Origin of the sequence: Anaeromyxobacter sp. SG17, assembly GCF_022690695.1 — a bacterium.
Lineage (GTDB): Bacteria > Myxococcota > Myxococcia > Myxococcales > Anaeromyxobacteraceae > Anaeromyxobacter > Anaeromyxobacter soli.
Genome location: NZ_JALCYX010000081.1, coordinates 1 through 17,955, shown reverse-complemented (window position 1 = coordinate 17,955; position 17,955 = coordinate 1). Strand labels below are relative to the sequence as shown.

Annotated in this window: 20 protein-coding genes; 11 read left to right on the top strand and 9 right to left on the bottom strand. The window is 75.2% G+C overall.

Features of this window, described 5'->3' with window-relative positions:
• Nucleotides 1–869 (top strand): HEAT repeat domain-containing protein (locus MNY60_RS20380; protein WP_242361651.1); only part of this gene is annotated, 869 nt, incomplete at its 5' end.
• 72 nt (nucleotides 870–941) lie between these two features.
• Here MNY60_RS20380 and MNY60_RS20375 read toward each other — a convergent pair.
• From MNY60_RS20375 to MNY60_RS20360, 4 genes are all read right to left on the bottom strand, one after another.
• Nucleotides 942–2,660, bottom strand: a complete 1,719-nt coding sequence (locus tag MNY60_RS20375) for an STN domain-containing protein (protein ID WP_242361648.1) — start codon at nucleotides 2,658–2,660, stop codon at nucleotides 942–944.
• Complete coding sequence (locus MNY60_RS20370) at nucleotides 2,660–3,187, bottom strand: anti-sigma factor (RefSeq protein WP_242340618.1); 528 nt, start codon at nucleotides 3,185–3,187, stop codon at nucleotides 2,660–2,662. Before MNY60_RS20370 ends, MNY60_RS20375 begins: the two co-directional genes overlap by 1 nt.
• On the bottom strand, nucleotides 3,184–3,843 hold the full coding sequence (locus MNY60_RS20365; protein WP_242361644.1) for an RNA polymerase sigma factor: 660 nt from the start codon (nucleotides 3,841–3,843) through the stop codon (nucleotides 3,184–3,186). Before MNY60_RS20365 ends, MNY60_RS20370 begins: the two co-directional genes overlap by 4 nt.
• Before the next feature lie 114 nt (nucleotides 3,844–3,957).
• Complete coding sequence (locus MNY60_RS20360) at nucleotides 3,958–5,196, bottom strand: SLC13 family permease (protein WP_242361641.1); 1,239 nt, start codon at nucleotides 5,194–5,196, stop codon at nucleotides 3,958–3,960.
• Nucleotides 5,197–5,288: 92 nt separating this feature from the next.
• Here MNY60_RS20360 and rtcA point away from each other — a divergent pair, with 92 nt between their 5' ends.
• Nucleotides 5,289–6,407: an RNA 3'-terminal phosphate cyclase gene (rtcA, locus tag MNY60_RS20355; protein WP_242340615.1), complete on the top strand. Its 1,119-nt coding sequence runs from the start codon at nucleotides 5,289–5,291 to the stop codon at nucleotides 6,405–6,407.
• An 18-nt stretch (nucleotides 6,408–6,425) separates the two neighbouring features.
• On the opposite strand, the gene MNY60_RS24405 is transcribed toward rtcA, so the two are convergent.
• Together MNY60_RS24405 and MNY60_RS20345 are read right to left on the bottom strand one after the other, a co-directional pair.
• Entirely contained in the window at nucleotides 6,426–7,355 is a 930-nt protein-coding gene (locus MNY60_RS24405) for a DMT family transporter (RefSeq protein ID WP_242361638.1), read from the bottom strand.
• Complete coding sequence (locus tag MNY60_RS20345) at nucleotides 7,346–8,290, bottom strand: magnesium transporter CorA family protein (protein WP_242361634.1); 945 nt, start codon at nucleotides 8,288–8,290, stop codon at nucleotides 7,346–7,348. Before MNY60_RS20345 ends, MNY60_RS24405 begins: the two co-directional genes overlap by 10 nt.
• 94 nt (nucleotides 8,291–8,384) lie before the next feature.
• Between MNY60_RS20345 and MNY60_RS20340 the strand changes: the two genes are divergently transcribed.
• The 7 genes from MNY60_RS20340 to MNY60_RS20310 all read left to right on the top strand — a co-directional run bounded on the left by MNY60_RS20340 (nucleotide 8,385) and on the right by MNY60_RS20310 (nucleotide 13,267).
• Nucleotides 8,385–8,774, top strand: a complete 390-nt coding sequence (locus MNY60_RS20340; RefSeq protein WP_242361632.1) for a hypothetical protein — start codon at nucleotides 8,385–8,387, stop codon at nucleotides 8,772–8,774.
• Nucleotides 8,775–8,832: 58 nt separating this feature from the next.
• On the top strand, nucleotides 8,833–9,918 hold the full coding sequence (gene apbC, locus MNY60_RS20335) for an iron-sulfur cluster carrier protein ApbC (protein ID WP_242361628.1): 1,086 nt from the start codon (nucleotides 8,833–8,835) through the stop codon (nucleotides 9,916–9,918).
• A gap of 10 nt (nucleotides 9,919–9,928) precedes the next feature.
• Entirely contained in the window at nucleotides 9,929–10,378 is a 450-nt protein-coding gene (locus MNY60_RS20330; protein WP_242361625.1) for a hypothetical protein, read from the top strand.
• On the top strand, nucleotides 10,375–10,713 hold the full coding sequence (locus tag MNY60_RS20325) for a hypothetical protein (protein WP_242340609.1): 339 nt from the start codon (nucleotides 10,375–10,377) through the stop codon (nucleotides 10,711–10,713). Before MNY60_RS20330 ends, MNY60_RS20325 begins: the two co-directional genes overlap by 4 nt.
• A gap of 54 nt (nucleotides 10,714–10,767) precedes the next feature.
• Complete coding sequence (locus tag MNY60_RS20320; protein ID WP_242361622.1) at nucleotides 10,768–11,328, top strand: dual specificity protein phosphatase family protein; 561 nt, start codon at nucleotides 10,768–10,770, stop codon at nucleotides 11,326–11,328.
• Nucleotides 11,329–11,597: 269 nt separating this feature from the next.
• A complete protein-coding gene (locus tag MNY60_RS20315) occupies nucleotides 11,598–12,452 on the top strand; it encodes a 3-hydroxyacyl-CoA dehydrogenase family protein (RefSeq protein ID WP_242340607.1) in 855 nt (284 codons plus the stop codon).
• 32 nt (nucleotides 12,453–12,484) lie between these two features.
• Nucleotides 12,485–13,267 carry an enoyl-CoA hydratase/isomerase family protein gene (locus MNY60_RS20310; protein ID WP_242361619.1) on the top strand — a complete coding sequence of 261 codons (783 nt, stop codon included), beginning with the start codon at nucleotides 12,485–12,487 and terminating at the stop codon, nucleotides 13,265–13,267.
• A 43-nt stretch (nucleotides 13,268–13,310) separates the two neighbouring features.
• On the opposite strand, the gene ribA is transcribed toward MNY60_RS20310, so the two are convergent.
• Nucleotides 13,311–13,967, bottom strand: coding sequence for a GTP cyclohydrolase II (ribA, locus tag MNY60_RS20305; RefSeq protein ID WP_242340605.1), 657 nt, complete (start codon nucleotides 13,965–13,967; stop codon nucleotides 13,311–13,313).
• Nucleotides 13,968–14,127: 160 nt separating this feature from the next.
• Between ribA and MNY60_RS20300 the strand changes: the two genes are divergently transcribed.
• On the top strand, nucleotides 14,128–14,688 hold the full coding sequence (locus tag MNY60_RS20300; RefSeq protein ID WP_242340604.1) for a MerR family transcriptional regulator: 561 nt from the start codon (nucleotides 14,128–14,130) through the stop codon (nucleotides 14,686–14,688).
• A 433-nt stretch (nucleotides 14,689–15,121) separates the two neighbouring features.
• Nucleotides 15,122–16,627 (top strand): ATP-binding protein, encoded by a 1,506-nt coding sequence (locus MNY60_RS20295; RefSeq protein WP_242356477.1) that lies wholly within the window; start codon nucleotides 15,122–15,124, stop codon nucleotides 16,625–16,627.
• 1 nt (nucleotide 16,628) lies between these two features.
• On the opposite strand, the gene MNY60_RS20290 is transcribed toward MNY60_RS20295, so the two are convergent.
• The gene (locus MNY60_RS20290) at nucleotides 16,629–16,946 is read right to left on the bottom strand and encodes a DUF2171 domain-containing protein (RefSeq protein WP_242340602.1); all 318 of its coding nucleotides are present in this window, start codon (nucleotides 16,944–16,946) and stop codon (nucleotides 16,629–16,631) included.
• A 136-nt stretch (nucleotides 16,947–17,082) separates the two neighbouring features.
• Nucleotides 17,083–17,955, bottom strand: an 873-nt coding sequence (locus tag MNY60_RS20285) for an SbcC/MukB-like Walker B domain-containing protein (RefSeq protein ID WP_277957110.1), incomplete at its 5' end; no start/stop codon positions are given.

Here is a 17,955-nt window from a genome sequence, read left to right as displayed (position 1 = left end):
CCGGGCGCGGCGACGCCGCCGCCCGCGCGGCCGCCGCGCGGTTCCTCGCGCGCGCCAGCCAGACCTCGGCCGGGCCGGCGCTCATGCGTCGCGCGGCGGCGATCGCGGCGCAGCGCGCGGTCGCAGCGGGGACGCTCGGGGCAGAGGAGGCGGAGGAGCTCGGCGCGCTGCTGGAGGCGGCGGGGCGCCTGCGCGCGGACGGCGCGGACGCGCTCCTGCGCCAGGGCGCCTCGGATCCGCTGGCCGCGGTACGGGCGGGGGCGGTGGAGGGGCTCGCCCAGCTCGGGTCACCGGGCGCGGTCGAGCGCGTGGTCGCGGCGCTCGGCGACCCGGAGCCGCGGGTGCGCCTCGTCGCCGCGGATGCGCTCGGCCGGCAGGGGACCCGCGGCGCCGTCGCCCTCGCGAAGGCGGCGACGGCCGGGAGGTTCCGCGAGCCGGAGTGGGCGGACGCCCTCGCGCGCGCCCTCGGGGAGGCGGGCAGCGCGGAGGCGGTGCCCGCGCTCGCGGCGCTCCTCGACGGTCCCGCCGCGGCGAGCGCCGCCGAGGCCCTCGCGAGGAGCGGCGCGCCCGGGGCGGCGGCGCCCCTCGCGGCCTACCTCGCCCGGCCCGACGCTCCGGCGCGAGCGCAGGCGATCGACGCGCTCGCCGCCCTCGGCGCCCGCGACGCGGCGCCCGTCATCGCCGCGCAGCTCACGAACGATCGTCCCGAGGTCCGCGCCGCCGCAGCGCGCGCGCTGGGGAAGCTCGCCTACGAGCCCGCCTCCGGGCGGCTCGAGGCGCTGCGGAGCGACTATTACGGCCGGGTCCGCCGCGCCGCGGTCGAGGCGCTCGCGAAGCTCCCGTCGGGCGCGCCGCGCCCCCGGCCGTAGACCTGGCCTCGCGAACGGCGCGCCCGGCGGTCCGCCGCCGGCGGGCCGGGGACGCAGCTCCACGCTGCCCCGTCAGATCCCGGGCGCCATCGTCGTCGGCAGCACCGGCCTCTGCTGCCCGAACCGCGTCCGGAGCGCGGCGCCGAAGGTGACGAGGGCGGCGGCGATCCAGACGAGCCCGCCGAGGAACGGCACGGCCGTCACCAGCACGACGATCGCGGTGCCGATCGCGAGCTGCAGGACCCACGCGCTGCGCTGCTGCGGGAGCGGGATCGAGCGGCCGACGTGGATGGCGAGGGACGTGAACCCGAGCACCCCGGCCGCGAGGACGAGCAGGGCGAGCACCGCGACGAGCGGGATGCCGATGATGGTCACCACGAGCAGGAGCGCGAGGACCGGCGTCGCGACGAGGCCGAGCAGGCCCGTGAGGATCGACTTCCACGGGCTCGCGAGCATCGCCTCGGCGACGGCGTCGACGCGGCGCGGGAAGAGCGCGACCACGAGGAGCCCGAGCGCGAAGAAGAGGGCGAACTTCGCGAGCACCTGGCCGACGGACCAGAGCACCGACTCGCGGCCGCCGAAGAGGAGGCTCGATCCGAACATCCCGCCGATCCCCGGGAGCCCGGGGACCGAGACGCTCGTCTGGTCGCCCCCGATGGTCGCGTGCGGATCGGGCTTCACGGACCCGCCGACGGCGGTCGCGTTCCGCTCCACCACCGCGCCCGGGCCGAGCTCGACGCTCCCCAGCACGGCCGTCACCTCCCTCGCGGTGGCGCCGGCCTCGAGCTTCACGCCGCCGAGCACCGCGACGACGTTGCGCGCGGTCGAGCCCGGCTCGAGGCGCACGTTCCCGCGGATGGCGACGACGTCGCGGACCTCCTCGCCCGGGTGGATCGTGACGTCGCCGTTCTCGACGCGGTCGCGGGCGTCCTGCCCGGTCTCGCGCCCGTCGTCCCACTCGCGCCTGGCGTCGCGGATGGCGCGCTCGGCCGTGCGGCGCGCCTCCGCGCCGATGCCGGCGAAGCCGCCGAGGGGCTGCGCGCGCACCACCACGACGCCGCCCTGCAGCTCCGCCGCGAGCCCGGCCTGATCGAGCACCGCCCGCAGCGCCTCCTCCACCGGCGTCGCGTTGAACACCCCGGACACCTCGCCGCGGACGCCCGGCGGGATGACGATGGAGAGGCCACCCGCGGCGGCGACCTGCCGGAGCGCGTCGTCGACGTCGGTCTCCTCGAACTCGCCCGTGAAGCGCTTCCCGCTGGGCTTCTCGAACCCCACGAGCGTGGGCTGCCGCGCGACGGGGCCGCTCGACGGCGCGACCACGACCGTGTTGCGCCGGCGCGACGCCTCGAGGAGCGTGCCGCTCAGGGCGGCGCGCAGCGCGTCCTCGACCGGCACGTCGCGGAGCTTCAGGACGAGCTGGATGTTGCCGGTCCGACCCGTGTTGAGGACGAGGTTCCAGCCCGCCGCGTCGGCGATCTTCTCGAGCGCGTCGTCGAGGGAGACCGTGTCCGAGATCGTGACGTGCTTGCCGGACGGCTCGGCGGGCCACTCGCCGACGAGCGGATCGGCGGCGCCGGTCGGCGGCGGGAGCGCGGGGAGGGGCGGAGTGGGGCGTGCCGACGGACGGGCCGGGGGCCTCGGCGGCGCGCCGGGACGGGCCGGCGCGGGCGGCGCCGGGAGCTCGGCGCCGGGGCGGGCGGCGGCCGGCGGGGGAGGCGCGGAGGGCGTCTCCGGGGAGGGCTGGAAGACCAGGGCGGCGAGCAGGAGCGCGAGCATGGGGGTCTCCATCAGGCGACCTCGGCCCGCGCCTCGGGCGCGGGCATCAGGCGCGCGAGGGCGACGAGGAGGGGGATCGCGACGACGGCCGCGACGAGGATGATCTGCAGGCGGAAGACGCCGACGAGCGCCGGGAGGAACCCGGCGCCGACGCGGACGGCGAGCGCGACGTCACCGAGCCGCTCGGCGACGCCGGAGACGGAGGGCGCCCAGGCCCGGGCGCCGGCCGCGACGAACGCGACGATCGTCGCGAGGGCGACGCCGGCGAGGATGCCGAGCGCCCAGCGCCGCTCGCGGGCGGCGGCGCGCTCGGCCGCGTCGATGCGGGCGAGGACGCCCACCGTGAAGTCGGCGGGGAGCGGGGGGACCTCGAGGTCCTCGAGCGCGATCGCGAGCATCCGGTACGACTCGACCGCCGCCTGGCACTCGGGGCACTCCGCCACGTGCCGCTCGACCGAGGCCGTCTCGGGCTCGAGCAGCGCGCCGTCGACCATCCGCTGGGCCTGGGCGTCCGTGAGGTGTCCGTCGAAGAGGCTCATCGCAGGTTCTCCGCGCCCGGCTCCGCGAGCGCTTCCTTGAGGCGGGCGCGCGCGCGGTGGAGCCAGGTCATCACGGTGCCGAGGGGGACGTCGAGCGTGGCCGCGATCTCCTTGTAGGAGAGGTGCTCGACGTGGAAGAGGTGCACGACCTCGCGGTAGTTCTGGGGCAGCGCCGCGACCGCCGCCTCGAGCGCGCCCGCGAGCTGGCGCCGCTCGAGGGCGTCGTCGGCACGGACGGCGGCCGGATCGGCGAGCTCGCGCGGCGCGCCCTCGTCCGGCTCGGCGTCGAGCTCGACGCGCTGGGTGTCCGGCAGGCGCCGGCGCAGGACGTCGAGGCAGTGGTTGCGCGCGATGCGGAGCACCCACGGGACGAACGGCTGGGCGGGGTCATAGGTGGAGAGCGCCGCGTAGGCGCGCGCGAAGGCCTCCTGGGCGGCGTCGCGCGCCTCCTCGGGCTCGCGCAGCAGGCGGAAGCAGAGCCCGTACACGGCGCGCTTGTGCGCGTCGACGAGCTGGCCGAAGGCCTTGCGGTCGCCCTTCGCGGCCGAGCGCGTCAGGGCGGCCTCGCCGGTCACCACCGGTGGCGCCAACGAGCGCTCCTCCACCTGCCACGAGAGGGCGAAACCTAGATCGGCGAGCGCCGCGGCCGCAATCATGAAGAACCCTACGGATCGCGCGGGTTTCTATTTCGCGCAGGCCCGCCCGGGCGGGTGGTGGGCGCGCCTCCGGGCGGCCCCCCAGTAAACCTCAGTCGATCCGGACGCTTGCGTTCAGACGAGCCCGAGCGCTCGCTCTCCGAGCAGGATCGCGAAGGACACGGTGAGCGTCGCGGCCGTGACCAGCGCGCCGATCCGGAAGAAGCGCCAGAAGCCGATGCCCGCCCGGGAGCCCGCCAGCTCCAGGACGATCAGGTTCGCGACCGACCCGAGCACCGTCAGGTTGCCGGCGAGCGTGGCCGCGAGGGCGGTCGCGAGCCACGCCAGGCGCGGCTCGGCGAGCCGCGGGATCCACTCGCCCGCGAGCAGCACGAACGGGACGTTCGAGACGACCTGCGACGCCCCGACCGTGAAGAGCGAGAACACGGCCGACTGCCGGACGGCGTCATGGCCGAGCGCGGGGACGATGAGGTCGAACATCCGCGACGCGATGCCCGCCTTCCCGATCCCGGCCACCACGACGAAGAGCCCCGCGAAGAACACGAGCAGCGGCCAGTCGACGCGCTGGAGCGCCTCGCGCGGCGCGCGCCCGGCGACGGCCATGCAGAGCGCGGCGGCGAAGAGCGCGGTCCACGCGAGGGGGAAGCCCGCCAGGAAGCCCGCCACCGCGAGGGCGGTGGCGAGGAGGGCGCGGGCGAGGAGCGGCCGGTCGAGCTCGGGGGCCGCGACCCGGGTCGGCGCGAGCACGCGGCGCGGCAGGTCCTCGCGGAAGACGCGCTGGAGGACGAGCGCGACGACGACGAGCGACGCGAGCGCCGGGAGCGCGAGCGCGGCGGCGAAGCGGGCGTAGGAGATCCCCGACAGCGTCCCGACGATCATGTTCTGCGGGTTGCCGGTCAGGGTCGCGACCGAGCCCGCGTTCGAGCCGAAGGCGAGCGCGAGCAGGTACGGCAAGGGCGGGAGCTCGGCGTCCTCCACGACCGACAGCACGATGGGCGTGACCATCACGCACACCGTGTCGTTCACGAGCAGCGCCGAGAGGGTCCCCGCGGCGAAGACGACCGCCCACAGGAGCGACCTCGGCGTGCGGACCGCGCCGAGGATCCGGAAGCTCGTCCAGCGGAAGAAGCGCGCCTCCGCGAGGTACGCCGAGAGGAGCATCATCCCGAGCAGCAGGCCGAGGGTGTCCCCGTTCACCGCGCCGCCCGCCTCGCCGGGCGTCAGGACGCCGGAGGCGACCATCAGCACGGCACCGAGCAGCGCCGCGGCCGGCCGATCGAGCGACAGGAACGGCAGGCGACCCGCGGCGACCGCCACGTACGTCACGGAGAACACGGCGACGGCGGCGACCACGGCACGTACTTACCACGGGAGTCCCCCGCCGGGTCGAGGCGAGGCCCCGCGCGAACTCGCTCGGCGCGCCACGCAAGGGCTACATTGCTGCCGTGCCCCCCGATCTCCCGATCGTCCTGGACGGCAGCACCGGCGAGGGCGGCGGCCAGATCCTCCGCACCGCGCTCTCGGTCTCCGCGATCACCGGGAAGCCGTTCGCGATCGATCGGATCCGGGCGAACCGCGAGAAGCCGGGCCTCCGCCCGCAGCACCGCGAGGCCGCCCGGGCGGTCGCGCGCCTGTGCGACGCGCGGCTCGCCGGCGACGAGGTCGGCTCGGAGCGGCTCGAGTTCCACCCGCGGCGGCCGGTGCAGGCGGGCGACTGGGCGTTCGACATCGGCACCGCCGGCTCGACTCCGCTCCTCTTCCAGACCGTGTGCTGGCCGCTCGCGCTCGCGGGCAAGAGCTCGACGCTCACGCTCCGCGGCGGCACGCACCAGGACCACGCGCCGAGCTTCCACTACCTCGCGCTCGTGTGGGCGCCGGCCGTCGCGCGGCTCGGGTTCCGGTTCGAGCTCGCGCTCCAGGCCGCGGGGTTCTACCCGGAGGGCGGCGGCGAGTTCACCGCGCGGGTGGAGCCGGCCCACCCGATGCCCCCGCTCGACCTGCGTCACCGCGGGACCCTGCAGGACGTCGAGGTCGTCTCGATGGTCTGCGGCCTCGGGTTCGACGTCGCCGAGCGGCAGGCGGCGCGCGCGCTGCGGCTCCTGCGCGAGGCGGGCATCGCCGCGCAGGCGGAGCGGGTGCCCATGCCTTCGCGCGCGTCGCGCGGGGGCCACGTGCTCGTCGTCTCCACCTTCCAGCGCGCCCGGGCCGGCCACGGGGCGGTGAGCGCGCGCGAGCGCTCCCCGGAGCAGATCGCCGAGGAGGCGGTGGGCGGCTTCCGCGCGTACCTCACGGGCGGGGCCGCCGTGGACCGCCACCTCGGGGATCAGCTCCTCCTGCCCGCGGCGCTCCTCGCCGCCGGGCTCGTACCGTCGCCGCCGGGCATCGTCCCGGTCACGCGCTACACCGTGGACGGAGTGACGAAGCACCTCACCACGAACGCCGCGATCATCCGGCGCTTCCTCGACGTCGAGATCGCCATCGTCGAGGGTCAGGAGGGGGAGGGCGAGGTGCGGGTGCAGCCCGCCGGCGGCGCGGCCGAGGTCGTGCCCCTCACCTCGGGGTAGCGCGAGCCCCGGCGCACCTCACGCGGGCAGCGCCTCGGTCACTCGCGCGCGGTCGCCGCGGCCCGCGACGGCGAGGCCGAGCGCGATCGCCGCCGCCCCGACCCAGCCCATGGGCCCGAGCCGCTCGCCGAGCACGCCCACGCCCAGGACCGCGGCGGTGAGGGGCTCCGCGAGCGTGAGCGTCACCACGGTGGGCACGGCCAGCCGGCGCAGTCCCTTGCCGTAGAGCCAGTACGCGAGGCCCACGGTGAGCACGCCGAGGTGCAGCGCCATCGCGCTCCCCCGCGGGCTGGCGAGCCAGGCCATCGGCTCGCGCGAGAGGAGCGGCGCCATGAGCAGCGCCCCCACCCCGAAGACCCCGGCCATCGCCTGCGCGGGGTCGAGGCCGGCGTCCATCGCGTGCTTCGCGGCCTGCGCGTAGACGGCGTAGCTGAGGCCGGCGCCCAGCATGAGGCAGAGCCCCACCGCGTCCGGAGGCGCGCCGTCCGCCGCGCCGTGGGCGGCGAGCAGCGCGGCCCCGCCGACGGTGAGCCCGGTCCCGAGCACCCACGCGCGCGAGAGCGCGCCGGCCCTTCGCGTCACGTGGAAGAGCCCCGCGAACACCGGGCCGCTCCCGATGCCCACGATCGTCCCCAGCGTCACGCCCGTGCGGCGAAGGCCCGCGAACCAGGCCAGCTGGTACGCGGCGACCGCGACCCCGCCGATCGCGAGGGCCGCGGCGTGCGACCGCCACCGCGGGCGCCGCGCCGATCCTCCCGCGAGGGCGACGGCGGCGAGCACGACCGCGCCGATGGCGAGCCGCACAGCTCCGACCCCGAGCGGCGTCGTGCCGCGGGGCCCCAGCGCCTGCGCGGTCCCCGTCGTGCCGAAGAGCGCGGCCGCCGAGAGGACCGCGAGCGCAGCGCCGAGCTGAGCCGCCCCCTGGCGATCCGGCCGCGTCACAGCCACCGCTTCCGGCGAAAGATCGCCCACAGCGCGAGCGGGGTCGCGGCGACGAGCACGAGCACGAGCGGCGCCGCGACCCGCGGCGGGATGATCTGCAGGTTCATCCCGAAGAAGCCGGCGACGAAGTTGAGCGGGAGGAAGATGGTCGCGACGAGGGTGAGGCGGGCGGTGAGCGCCGAGAGCCGGTTGTTGGTGCGCGACAGGTAGGCCTCCATCGTGGAGGCGAGGAGATCGCGGCCGGTGTCCACCTCCTCCGCGAGCCGCACGGCGTGATCGACCACGTCGCGGAAGTAGACCGCCGTCCCGTCCCGCACGAACGGCTGGCCCGGGCGGGCGAGCGCGGCGAACACCTCGCGCTGGGGCGCGAGGCGGCGGCGGAGGTGCCCGTGCGCCCGGCGCGCGGCGACGATCCGCGGCAGCACGTCCTCGTCCATCGCGCCGCCGTCGGGCTCGGACGTCAGGTCCGCGAGCGCCTCGACCTCCTCGGTGAGCGCGTCCACGAGCGCGAAGTGCACGTCCGTGACGGCGTCGTGCACGAGGTAGAGGGCGAAGTCCGGCCCGCGCTCGAGCAGCGCCGGCTCGCCGGCGCAGCGGGCGAACACCTTGTCCACCTCGGCGATGGGGACCGCGTGGACCGTCACGAGCGCGTCCGCGGTGAGGAACGCGTGCAGCTCGTGGGAGAGGACCTCGCTCTCGTCGGCCGAGGGGATGACCCGGTGGACGACGCAGAAGAGGCTGCCGGGGAAGGGCTCGTACTTGGGCCGCTGATCCTCGTGCGCGCAGTCCTCCAGGGCGAGCGGGTGGAACCCGAACGTCTCGCCCAGGAAGGCGAGCGTCTCGGGGTCCGGCCCGGCGTCGATCCACAGCCGCGCGCCCGGCTCGACGAGCTCGCGCCCGCCGGCCCGCACGCGTCCTTCGTCCCACCGCAGCACCCGCACGCGCTCGCCTCCCCGCGCTGGCCACGGCCCGCGCACCGGGCGCAGCCTAGCATCCCATGGCGGGCCGCCGCGCGATGGTGTAAGCGAGGCGCTCGTGCGCCGGCTCCTCTCGACCCTCGCCACCCTCGTCGTCGCCGCGGCGCTCGGCTGTGCCGGCGGCCGGGCGGCCCGTGCCACCCGGGCCGACGCGCCGGACGCCGCGCTCCGCGCGTTCGCCACGGCGCTCGCCGGCGGTCGGTTCGAGGCGGCGCACGCGCTCCTCTCCGCCCGCTGGCGCCAGGCGTACACGCCGCGCCGCCTCGCCCAGGACCTCGCCGGCGCGGGGCCGGCCGGGCGCGAGGCGGCGGCGCGCGCCCTCTCGGCGCTCGACGCGGGGTCGCCACTCGTCCGGGAAGGCAGGGTGGCCCGGCTCCCGCTCGGGGGGGATCACGCCGCGGTGGTGGTCCTGGAGGACGGGGGCTGGAAGGTCGACGCGCTGGAGTGACGGAGCGGCGCCACGCGGCGTTGAGAAGCCCTCGGGTGGCGGCTATAAAGGCGCTCCCATGCCGCTCGACCCCAAGACCGCCCTCGACGCCCTCCGCAAGGTGATGGACCCCGAGCTTCACCGCGACCTCGTGTCGCTCGGGATGGTGAAGGACGTCGCGGTGGAGGGCGACGCCGTGCGGCTCAAGGTGGAGCTCACCACGCCGGCCTGCCCGCTCAAGGACACCATCGGGCGCGACGTGAAGGCGGCGCTCGAGGGCGCGGGCTTCCGCCGCGTGGAGCTGTCCTGGGGCGCCCAGGTCCGCTCCGCGCCGGGGGTCTCCCAGGCGCAGCTCACGCCGGGCGTGAAGAACATCATCCTGGTCGGGGCGGGGAAGGGGGGCGTCGGCAAGAGCACGGTGGCGGTGAACGTCGCCGCCGGCCTCGCCCGCACCGGCGCCAAGGTCGGCATCCTCGACGCGGACATCTACGGTCCGTCGATCCCGATCCTCACCGGCGTCACCGAGCGCCCCACCTCGAAGGACGGCCAGCGGCTCGAGCCGCTCACGGCGCACGGCATGAAGGTGATGTCGATCGGGTTCCTCATCGACCCCGACCAGGCGCTCATCTGGCGCGGACCGATGGTGACCGGCGCGCTCATCCAGCTCCTGCGCGACGTGAACTGGGGCGAGCTCGACTACCTCGTGCTGGACCTCCCGCCGGGCACCGGCGACATCCCGCTCACGCTGGCGCAGAACATCCGCGCGGCGGGCGTCGTGCTCGTCTCGACGCCGCAGGACCTCGCGCTCGCGGACGTCATCCGCGCGAAGCTCATGTTCGACAAGGTCTCGATCCCCGTGCTCGGGCTCGTCGAGAACATGTCCGCCTTCGTCTGCCCGCACTGCCGCACCGAGACCGCCATCTTCGACAAGGGCGGCGCGCGGACGGCGGCGGAGAAGATGGGCATCCGCTTCCTCGGCGACGTGCCGATCGACCTCGCCATCCGCGAGGGCGGCGACAAGGGCGTGCCGATCGTCGTCGGCCAGCCCGACAGCCCGCAGGCGGAGGCGTTCCTCGCCGTCGCGAAGAACGTCGCGGGCGCGGTGAGCACGCAGATCCTGAAGGCGCCGCGCCTGCCGGTCATCGGCGCGCAGCAGCGCGCCTGAAGAGGCCCCCATGGAGCGACCGCCGCCGCAGGGTGAAGACGAGGGTTTCGCGCCCGACGACCTCGAGCTCGAGGCGGGCGGCGACGCCGCCGGCTCGCGCGGGCTCATCCCGGAGGCGGTGAAGAAGGCCATCCTCGCGGGCGTCGGCGCCGTCTTCATGACGGAGGAGGGGGCGCGGCGGCTCGCGCGCGACTGGAAGCTGCCGAAGGACGTGATCGCCTTCGTCGGGAACCAGGCCCACGCCGCGAAGGACGAGATCCTCCGCGCCGTGAGCGACGAGATCCGCGGCTTCCTGCAGTCCGAGGCGCTGCGCCGGGAGTTCCTGAACGCGCTCGCCGACCGCACCATCGAGGTGAAGATGGAGATCCGCGTCCGGCCCGACGCGGAAGGCGCGCCGCGCGCGGAGGTGAAGACCGCCGCGACGAGGGGCAAGCGGGCGCGGCGCAAGGCCAAGCGGTGAAGCGCGCGGCGCGGCTCGTCGCGCTCCTCGGCGCGCTGGCCGTCGGGGTGTTCCTCTTCTCGTCGTCACCGCGCGACGTGGTCCTCGTCTACGACCTGGGGGACGCCCCCGGGACGACCGCCCTCGAGGTCGACCTCCGGCGCGGCGACGCGCTCGTGCGCCACGCCGAGTTCCGCGTGAGCGGCCCCGAGCGGCAGGTCCGCCATGCCCTGCGGCTCCCGCGGGGAGCGTACGCGCTCGCCTGGCGCGCCACCGGCCCGGCGGGGGCACGTTCCGGCGAGCGCACGCTCGACGTCGAGGAGGAGGGCACGATCGTCCTCCCCCTGGGGCGATAGCGGGGCCGTCGTCGCCGCGTGCCGGGGCGCGCGGGCCTGCCCAGGTTGGTGGAGATGATCGACCTGCACTTCGTCGCGGACGGGCTCGCGCTGGGTGCGCACTTCCCGATGGGGGCCGCCGCCCGGCTCGCCCAGGAGCACGGGATCACCCAGGTCGTCGACGTCCGCGTGGAGGCGTGCGACGACGAGGCGGTCCTCGCGCTCCACGGCATCCGGCTCCTGCACCTCCCGACCCAGGACACGCGCGCCATCTCGCAGCGCATGATCCGGGACGGCGTGGCCTTCGTGACGGGCGCGCTCGCGCGCGGCGAGCGCGTCCTCATACACTGTCAGTACGGCATCGGCCGGAGCGCGCTGCTCGCCCTGTGCGTGCTGGTGGCCCGCGGGCACCCGCCGCTCGAGGCGCTCTCGCGCGCCAAGGACGCCCGGCCGGTGATCTCGCCCAGCCCGGAGCAGCTCGAGGCGTTCCTGGCCTTCTGCGAGTGGCACCGCGACGCGCACGACGCGGACTTTCCGGTACCCACCTTCGACGAGCTCGCGGCGATCGCCTACCGGCACCTCCGCGCCGACGCCTCGCGCGAGGAGGCGCGCGCCGCGTCCTCGCGCGCGGGGTAGCGGTGCTGTTCTTCGGGAACCGCTCGCGGACGGCGCACCCAGGCCGCCCGCGCCCGTGACGCGCTGCGCGGCGGACGGTTCCCGCCGTCCTGACGGGACGGTCGGAGCGGCGCCCACCCGCGGAACACGCCTGGACCGGGCGGTTTTCTTGCCGGCGCGCCCCGCCTGAGGCCTCGCCTCCACCAGCCCATTCGGAACACGCTCGGCCCGCTCATCCACAAGACGGCGGGACCGCCTCCTGGACGGCGGCCTGCACCACGGAGGGACGCATGGCCATCGAGCGAATCGCGGTCATCGGGGCAGGGCAGATGGGGTCGGGCATCGCGCAGGTGGCGGCGCAGGCGGGGCTCTCCGTCGTGCTCGGCGACGCCGCGCCGGAGCTGGCCCGCAAGGCGGTGGAGAAGCTCGGGGGGACGCTCGGCAAGCTCGTCGAGAAGGGGAAGATCGCGGTCGCCGACCGGGACGCGATCCTCGGCCGCATCAAGCCCGCCGCCAGCCTCGAGGACTGCGCCGGGGCGGATCTCGCCATCGAGGCGATCGTCGAGAACCAGGGCGTGAAGACGGAGCTCTTCCGCAAGCTCGACGCGCTCCTGCCGCCGCACGCGATCCTCGCCTCGAACACGAGCTCCATCTCGATCACCGCGCTCGCCGCGGCGACGAAGCGCCCCGGCCAGTTCATCGGCATGCACTTCATGAACCCGCCGCCGGTGATGCAGCTCATCGAGATCATCCGCGGGCTCCAGACCTCCGACGAGACCTACGCCACGGTCGTGGCGCTCGCGAAGAAGCTCGGCAAGACGACCGTCACGTCCAAGGACGCGCCCGGCTTCATCGTGAACCGGATCCTCATCCCGCTCCTCAACGAGGCGTGCTTCGCCCTGCAGGAGGGGCTCGCGTCGCCCGAGGACATCGACACCGGCGTGAAGCTGGGGCTCAATCACCCGATGGGCCCGCTCACGCTCGCCGACTTCATCGGCCTCGACACCTGCCTCTACATCGCCGAGGTGCTGCACCGGGAGCTCGGCGACGACAAGTACCGGCCCGCGCCGCTGCTCCGCCAGTACGTCGCGGCGGGGTGGTACGGCCGCAAGTCCGGTCGCGGCTTCTACCGCTACGACGCCTGACGCACTGCCGCCCGCGGCCGCTGGAGACGACCATGACCTACGAGAACCTCCTGTGGGACGTGCAGGACGGCATCGGCACGCTGACGTTCAACCGGCCGAAGGTCCTGAACGCGATGAGCACCCGGACGATCGAGGAGCTCGCGGACGTCGTGCGCGCGGTCGAGGCGGACGCGGGGGTGCGGGCGATCGTGCTGACGGGGGCGGGCGACAAGGCGTTCATCGCCGGCGCCGACATCGCGGCCATGTCTGCGATGGGGCCCATCGAGGCGCGGCGCTTCGCGGAGTCGGCGCACGACGTGCTCGAGCGGCTCGAGCGGCTGCCGATCCCGACCGTCGCCGCGGTGAACGGCTACGCGCTCGGCGGCGGCTGCGAGGTCACGCTCGCGTGCGACCTGGTCTACGCGAGCGACCGGGCGCGCTTCGGCCAGCCGGAGGTGAACCTCGGGCTCATCCCGGGCTTCGGCGGGACGCAGCGGCTCGCGCGGCGCGTGGGCGTGATGCGCGCCCTCGAGATCGTCCTCACCGGCGATCAGCTCGACGCCGCCCAGGCGAAGGCGATCGGCCTCGTCCTCGACGTCGTCCCGGCGGCGGACCTGCTCGCGCACGCCCGCGAGAAGGCGCGGAAGATCGCGGCGAAGGGGCCGGTGGCCGTCGGTCAGGCGAAGCGGGTGCTCCGGCGGGGCGCAGAGCCGGATCTCGGCACCGCGAACGAGCTCGAGCGGCAGGCCTTCGCGGCGCTCTTCGGGAGCGCGGACGCGAAGGAGGGCATGCGGGCCTTCATGGAGAAGCGCCCCGCGCAGTGGACCGGCGCCTGAGACGCGCGCGCCCCGCCGTGAAGGAGCGCCGCGCGGGACCGGCTCAGCCCGCGCGGGCGGTGGGATCCTCGTCGAGCTCGATGAGGTGTCCGGTCCGCTCGCGCTTCACCCGCAGGTAACCGATGTTGTGCGGGTTCGCCGGCGAGGGCAGCTGGATGCGGCCGCGGACGGCGATGTTCGCCTCCTGCAGGCCCGCGACCTTGAGCGGGTTGTTCGTCACGAGCTCGACCGAGCGGACGCCCAGGAGCCGCAGCATCTCCGCGGCGACTCCGTAGGTCCGCAGGTCGTCCGGGAAGCCGAGGAGCCGGTTCGCCTCGTACGTGTCGTGGCCCTGCGCCTGGAGCGCGTAGGCGCGGATCTTGTTCCCGAGCCCGATGCCGCGGCCCTCCTGGCGGAGGTAGAGGAGCACGCCGCGGCCGCGCTCGGCGATGAGATCCAGCGCGCGATCGAGCTGGGCGCGGCAGTCGCACTTGAGCGACCCGAGCACCTCGCTCGTGAGGCACTCGGAGTGAATCCGCACCGGGACGTTCTCGCCGCCGACGTCGCCCATGACCATCGCGACGTGCTCGGCGCCGCTCTGCGGTTCCCGGAACACCACCGTGCGAAAGAGCCCGCGATGGGTGGGGAGGGGGGCTTCGGCGTAGATGAAGACGCTCTCGCTGCGCTGCGTGCGGCCCTTCACCGCCACCACGTTGCCCATGTCTTTCGGCACCTCCGCGTGTCCCGAGGCGACGGGATCCCGCGTCGAATAATCCCGTACGGTGACGCCGGTCAAGACCAACTCCGGCCCGTCGTGGGGCCGTCACGAGAGACCGGGTGTGCGTTGACACGGCGCGCGCGCGCCGTTAGACGAGCCTCGAATGGGCGCAGACCTCTCATCCGGAGACCTCGCGCGCGCGACCGGCAACACGGTCCGCACGATCCGGTTCTACGAGGAGGAGGGTCTGCTCAAGCCGTCGGTGGTGAGCGACGGCGGCCACCGCCGCTACACCGAGGACGATCTCGAGCGGCTCCGGCTCATCACCGATCTGCGCGAGCTCGGGCTGTCGCTCTGCGAGATCCGCTCGATCCTCGAGCTGCGGACCGGCTGCCACAGCGCGGCCGAGTTCGCCATCCGGTTCCAGTCCGTCCTGGCCGGCCACCTCGAGCAGGCCCAGCGTCGCCTCGAGCGGCTCCGGCGCGTGAAGCGCGAGCTCCTCGACGCGCTCTCGACGATCCAGGAGCGGCTGTCGTCCGCGGGCGTCGAGCAGTGCCCGTGCGCGGTGGCCGAGGAGGCCGGGGCGCCGCGGATCGTGCGCGTGCTGGCGCGCCAGCAGGGCTGCTGCGGGCACCATCCGTACCCGCCGGTCGCCGCCGAGCAGGCGGAGCATGCCCGCGCGGCCGTTCCGCCGGCCGTCGTCCGCAAGACCTCGGGGACCTGAGGCGGAGACCCGCTGATCTGGCTCGCCACGGCGTGACGGGACCCGATCGGACGGCTCCGCGCTAGCGCGGGGCCGGCGGCGGCCCGCTTCCGCTCGACCGCATCCGCGTCGGCGGCTTCGTCGAACCCGCTCGCGGCGAGGAGCGCGCGGTCTCGGGATCAGGCGCAACTGGAAGGCGGGGGAGACCGGAAAGGCGCGGGGCAGCGCGCCCAAGACCCGAAGTGAGCCCAGACTCGAGCGTGTCCGGGACCGTCCGGCCGGCCGCCCGCCTAGTTACCATAATCTACATTATCGGACTCAAGGTGGGCCCCTCGGACTCCTTGCCGCTGCCTGCTCTGCCGCTCACGAGCGCTCCAATCCGGTACGATCGGACCCCCTCGCTGGGCCTCGCCGGCACGGCTCTCCACCCCGGTTACCAGCGAGGCTATCGACCATGGCCGAACGGTTCCGAATCCCTGCTCCCCCTCGGCTGTCCGACGCGGCGGCGCTGAGCGTGGCGGCCGGACTCCCGCTCCTGGTCTTCTCCCTGGAGTGGTCGCTCCGCGAGCTGTTCATCGGTGTTCCGTACGTCCTCTTCACGCTCGCGGTGGTGCTCGCTGCATGGGCCGGCGGGCTCGTCGGCGGGCTCGTCGCCGTGGCGCTCTCGGCCGCGCTCGGGTACGCGTTCGTGTCCGGCGGCGCGCCCGCCGTGGCGCCCGCGAGCGCGCACCTGGGCGTCGCCTGGTTCGTCCCGACCGCCCTGGTGATCGCCGCCATCGGCTCGGCCGCGCGCGCCGGGTTCCGCGAGCGCGAGCGGGCCGCCGAGACGCTCCGGCAGAGCGAGGCGCGAGAGCGCGCGCGGGCGGCGGAGGTGCAGGCCATCATGGACGCGGTCCCGGCCGTCGTCCTCATCGCCCACGACCCCGAGGCGCGGCAGATGACCGGGAGCCGCGCCGCGTACGAGCTCCTCCGGATGGCGCCCGGCGGCAACGTGTCCAAGACCGGCGACCGGCCGCCGCCCCATTTCCGCGTGCTGAAGGACGGGCGCGAGGTCCCGCCCCAGGAGCTGCCCACGCAGGCGGCGGCCCGCACCGGAGCGAGGGCGCGGGACATCGAGCTCGAGATCGCGTTCGAGGACGGGACGCGTCGCACGATCCTGGGGAACGCGGAGCCGATCTTCGACGACCTGGGCCGGCTCCGCGGTTCCGTCTCGGCGTTCATCGACGTGACCAAGCTCTCCGAGGCGGTCCGCACACGAGATTCGTTCCTGGCGATGGCGTCGCACGAGCTGAAGACCCCGATCACCTCGCTCCAGCTCCAGGTCGAGTCGCTCCTGCGCGCCCGTGCGGGCGTCGCCGCGCCGCTCGCGAAGACGGCCGACTCCATCCGGCGGCAGGTCGTCCGGCTCACCGCGCTCGTGGACACGCTCCTCGACGTGTCGCGCCTGAACGAGGCGCGGCTCCAGCTGGAGCTCGAGCCGGTGGATCTCTCGGCGGTCGCGCGCGAGGTCGTCTCCCGGCTCGGCGGCGACGCGGAGCTGGCGCCCTCGCGCATCCACGTCGAGGCGGCCGGGGACGTCTCCGGGCGCTGGGACCGGCTGCGGCTCGAGCAGGTGGCGACGAACCTCGTCTCGAACGCGCTCAAGTACGGCGAAGGAAGGCCCGTGTCGGTCCGCGTCGAGTCCGACGGCCGCCTCGCCCGGCTCGTGGTGGCCGACCAGGGGATGGGGATCCCTCGCGGAGAGCAGCAGCGCATCTTCGAGCGGTTCGAGCGCGGGCGCGCCACCCGCGGGTACGGCGGCTTCGGCCTCGGGCTCTGGATCACGCGCGAGATCGTCGGCGCGCTCGGTGGACGCATCGAGGTGGAGAGCGTCCCGGGCGCGGGGGCGACGTTCCGCGTCGAGCTGCCCGTCGCGGGGCCGCCCGACGCCACGCCCCGCGAGCCTGCCGGGCCCGCCTAGTTCAAGCCCCCGGCTCCCGGAGGTTGTCGGCGATGGCCAGCTCCGGGCCCTCGTGCGCGAACTCGGAGCTCTCGTCGCTGAGCGTGCGGGAGGCGAACTTCCACCCCGCGCCGGCGCGGACCTCGTCGGCCGTGATCGACAGGTAGGCGTCTCCGTCGACGACCTCGGCCACGAGCTCGAGCGGCACGGAGTAGTCCTTCATCAAGGCGCCCTTCTCCACGAGGATGCTCCGGTCCTCGAGCCGGATGATCGTGCCGAGCACCTCGCCGCCGCGCGCGCGCACCTTCATGTTCTCGCTCAAGTCTCCCGTGTGGACCATGTCGCCCCTCCCGCGTCCGAGCACGTCCGACCCGACCACAGGATACCGCCGCGCACGATCGTGGGCGCTGCGCGCGGCCGCCCGCCCGGCCGGCGCTCCGTGCTGGCGCAAGGCAGCGGACCGGCCGCGCGATCGCTCACCCTGCGCGAACGACCGCGACCGAGCCTTCGGCCTTCCGCTGGATCTCGATGCGCGCCGGGATGCGCCGCCTGAGCTCCGGGACGTGCGAGATGACGCCGACCACCCGGCCGCTCTTGCGCAGGTCCTCGAGCGTCCGGACCGCGTCGTCGAGCGTGTCCTCGTCGAGCGCGCCGAAGCCCTCGTCCACGAAGAGCGCGTCGAGGCGCAGGCCGCCCGAGCGGCGGAGGACCACGTCGGAGAGCCCGAGCGCCAGCGCGAGGCTCGCGAGGAAGCTCTCGCCGCCCGAGAGCGCCCCCACCGGGCGATCGGTCACGCCCGTCCAGGCGTCCTCCACCACGAGCGCGAGCCCCGAGGCCTGGTTCTTGCGCGCGACGGCGGTGTCGTGGCGCAGCCGGAACCGCCCGCGCGACATCTGGAGCAGCCGCCGGCTGGCGGCCTCGGCGACCTCCTCGAGCCGCGCCGCGAGCACGAACCGCTGCAGGCTCATGTTGAGGGCATTGTGCCCGCGGGCGACCTCGGCGACCTTGCCCGCCACCGCGAGCTCGCGGGCGACCACCGCCGCCCGCGCGTCGAGCTCCCCCACGCGCGCCTCGAGCGCGCGCAGGCGCTCCAGGTCCTTCTCGAGCCGGACGCCCTCGTCGCGCGCGAGCCGCGCCGCGCCGGCGGCGGTCGAGCGCGCCGCCTCGAGCGCCGCGAGCTCGGGCGCCGCCGTCCCGGCGAGCTCGGCCGCGAGCCTCCGGACCCGCTCGTCCGCCGCCTTCGAGGCGACCACGCGCGCCTCGATCGAGGCCTCCAGCGCGGCGCGCTCCGCGCCGCCGAGGAGCGCCGCCTCGCACGCGGCGAGCCCGTCGAAGCCCTCCCCCGCGCA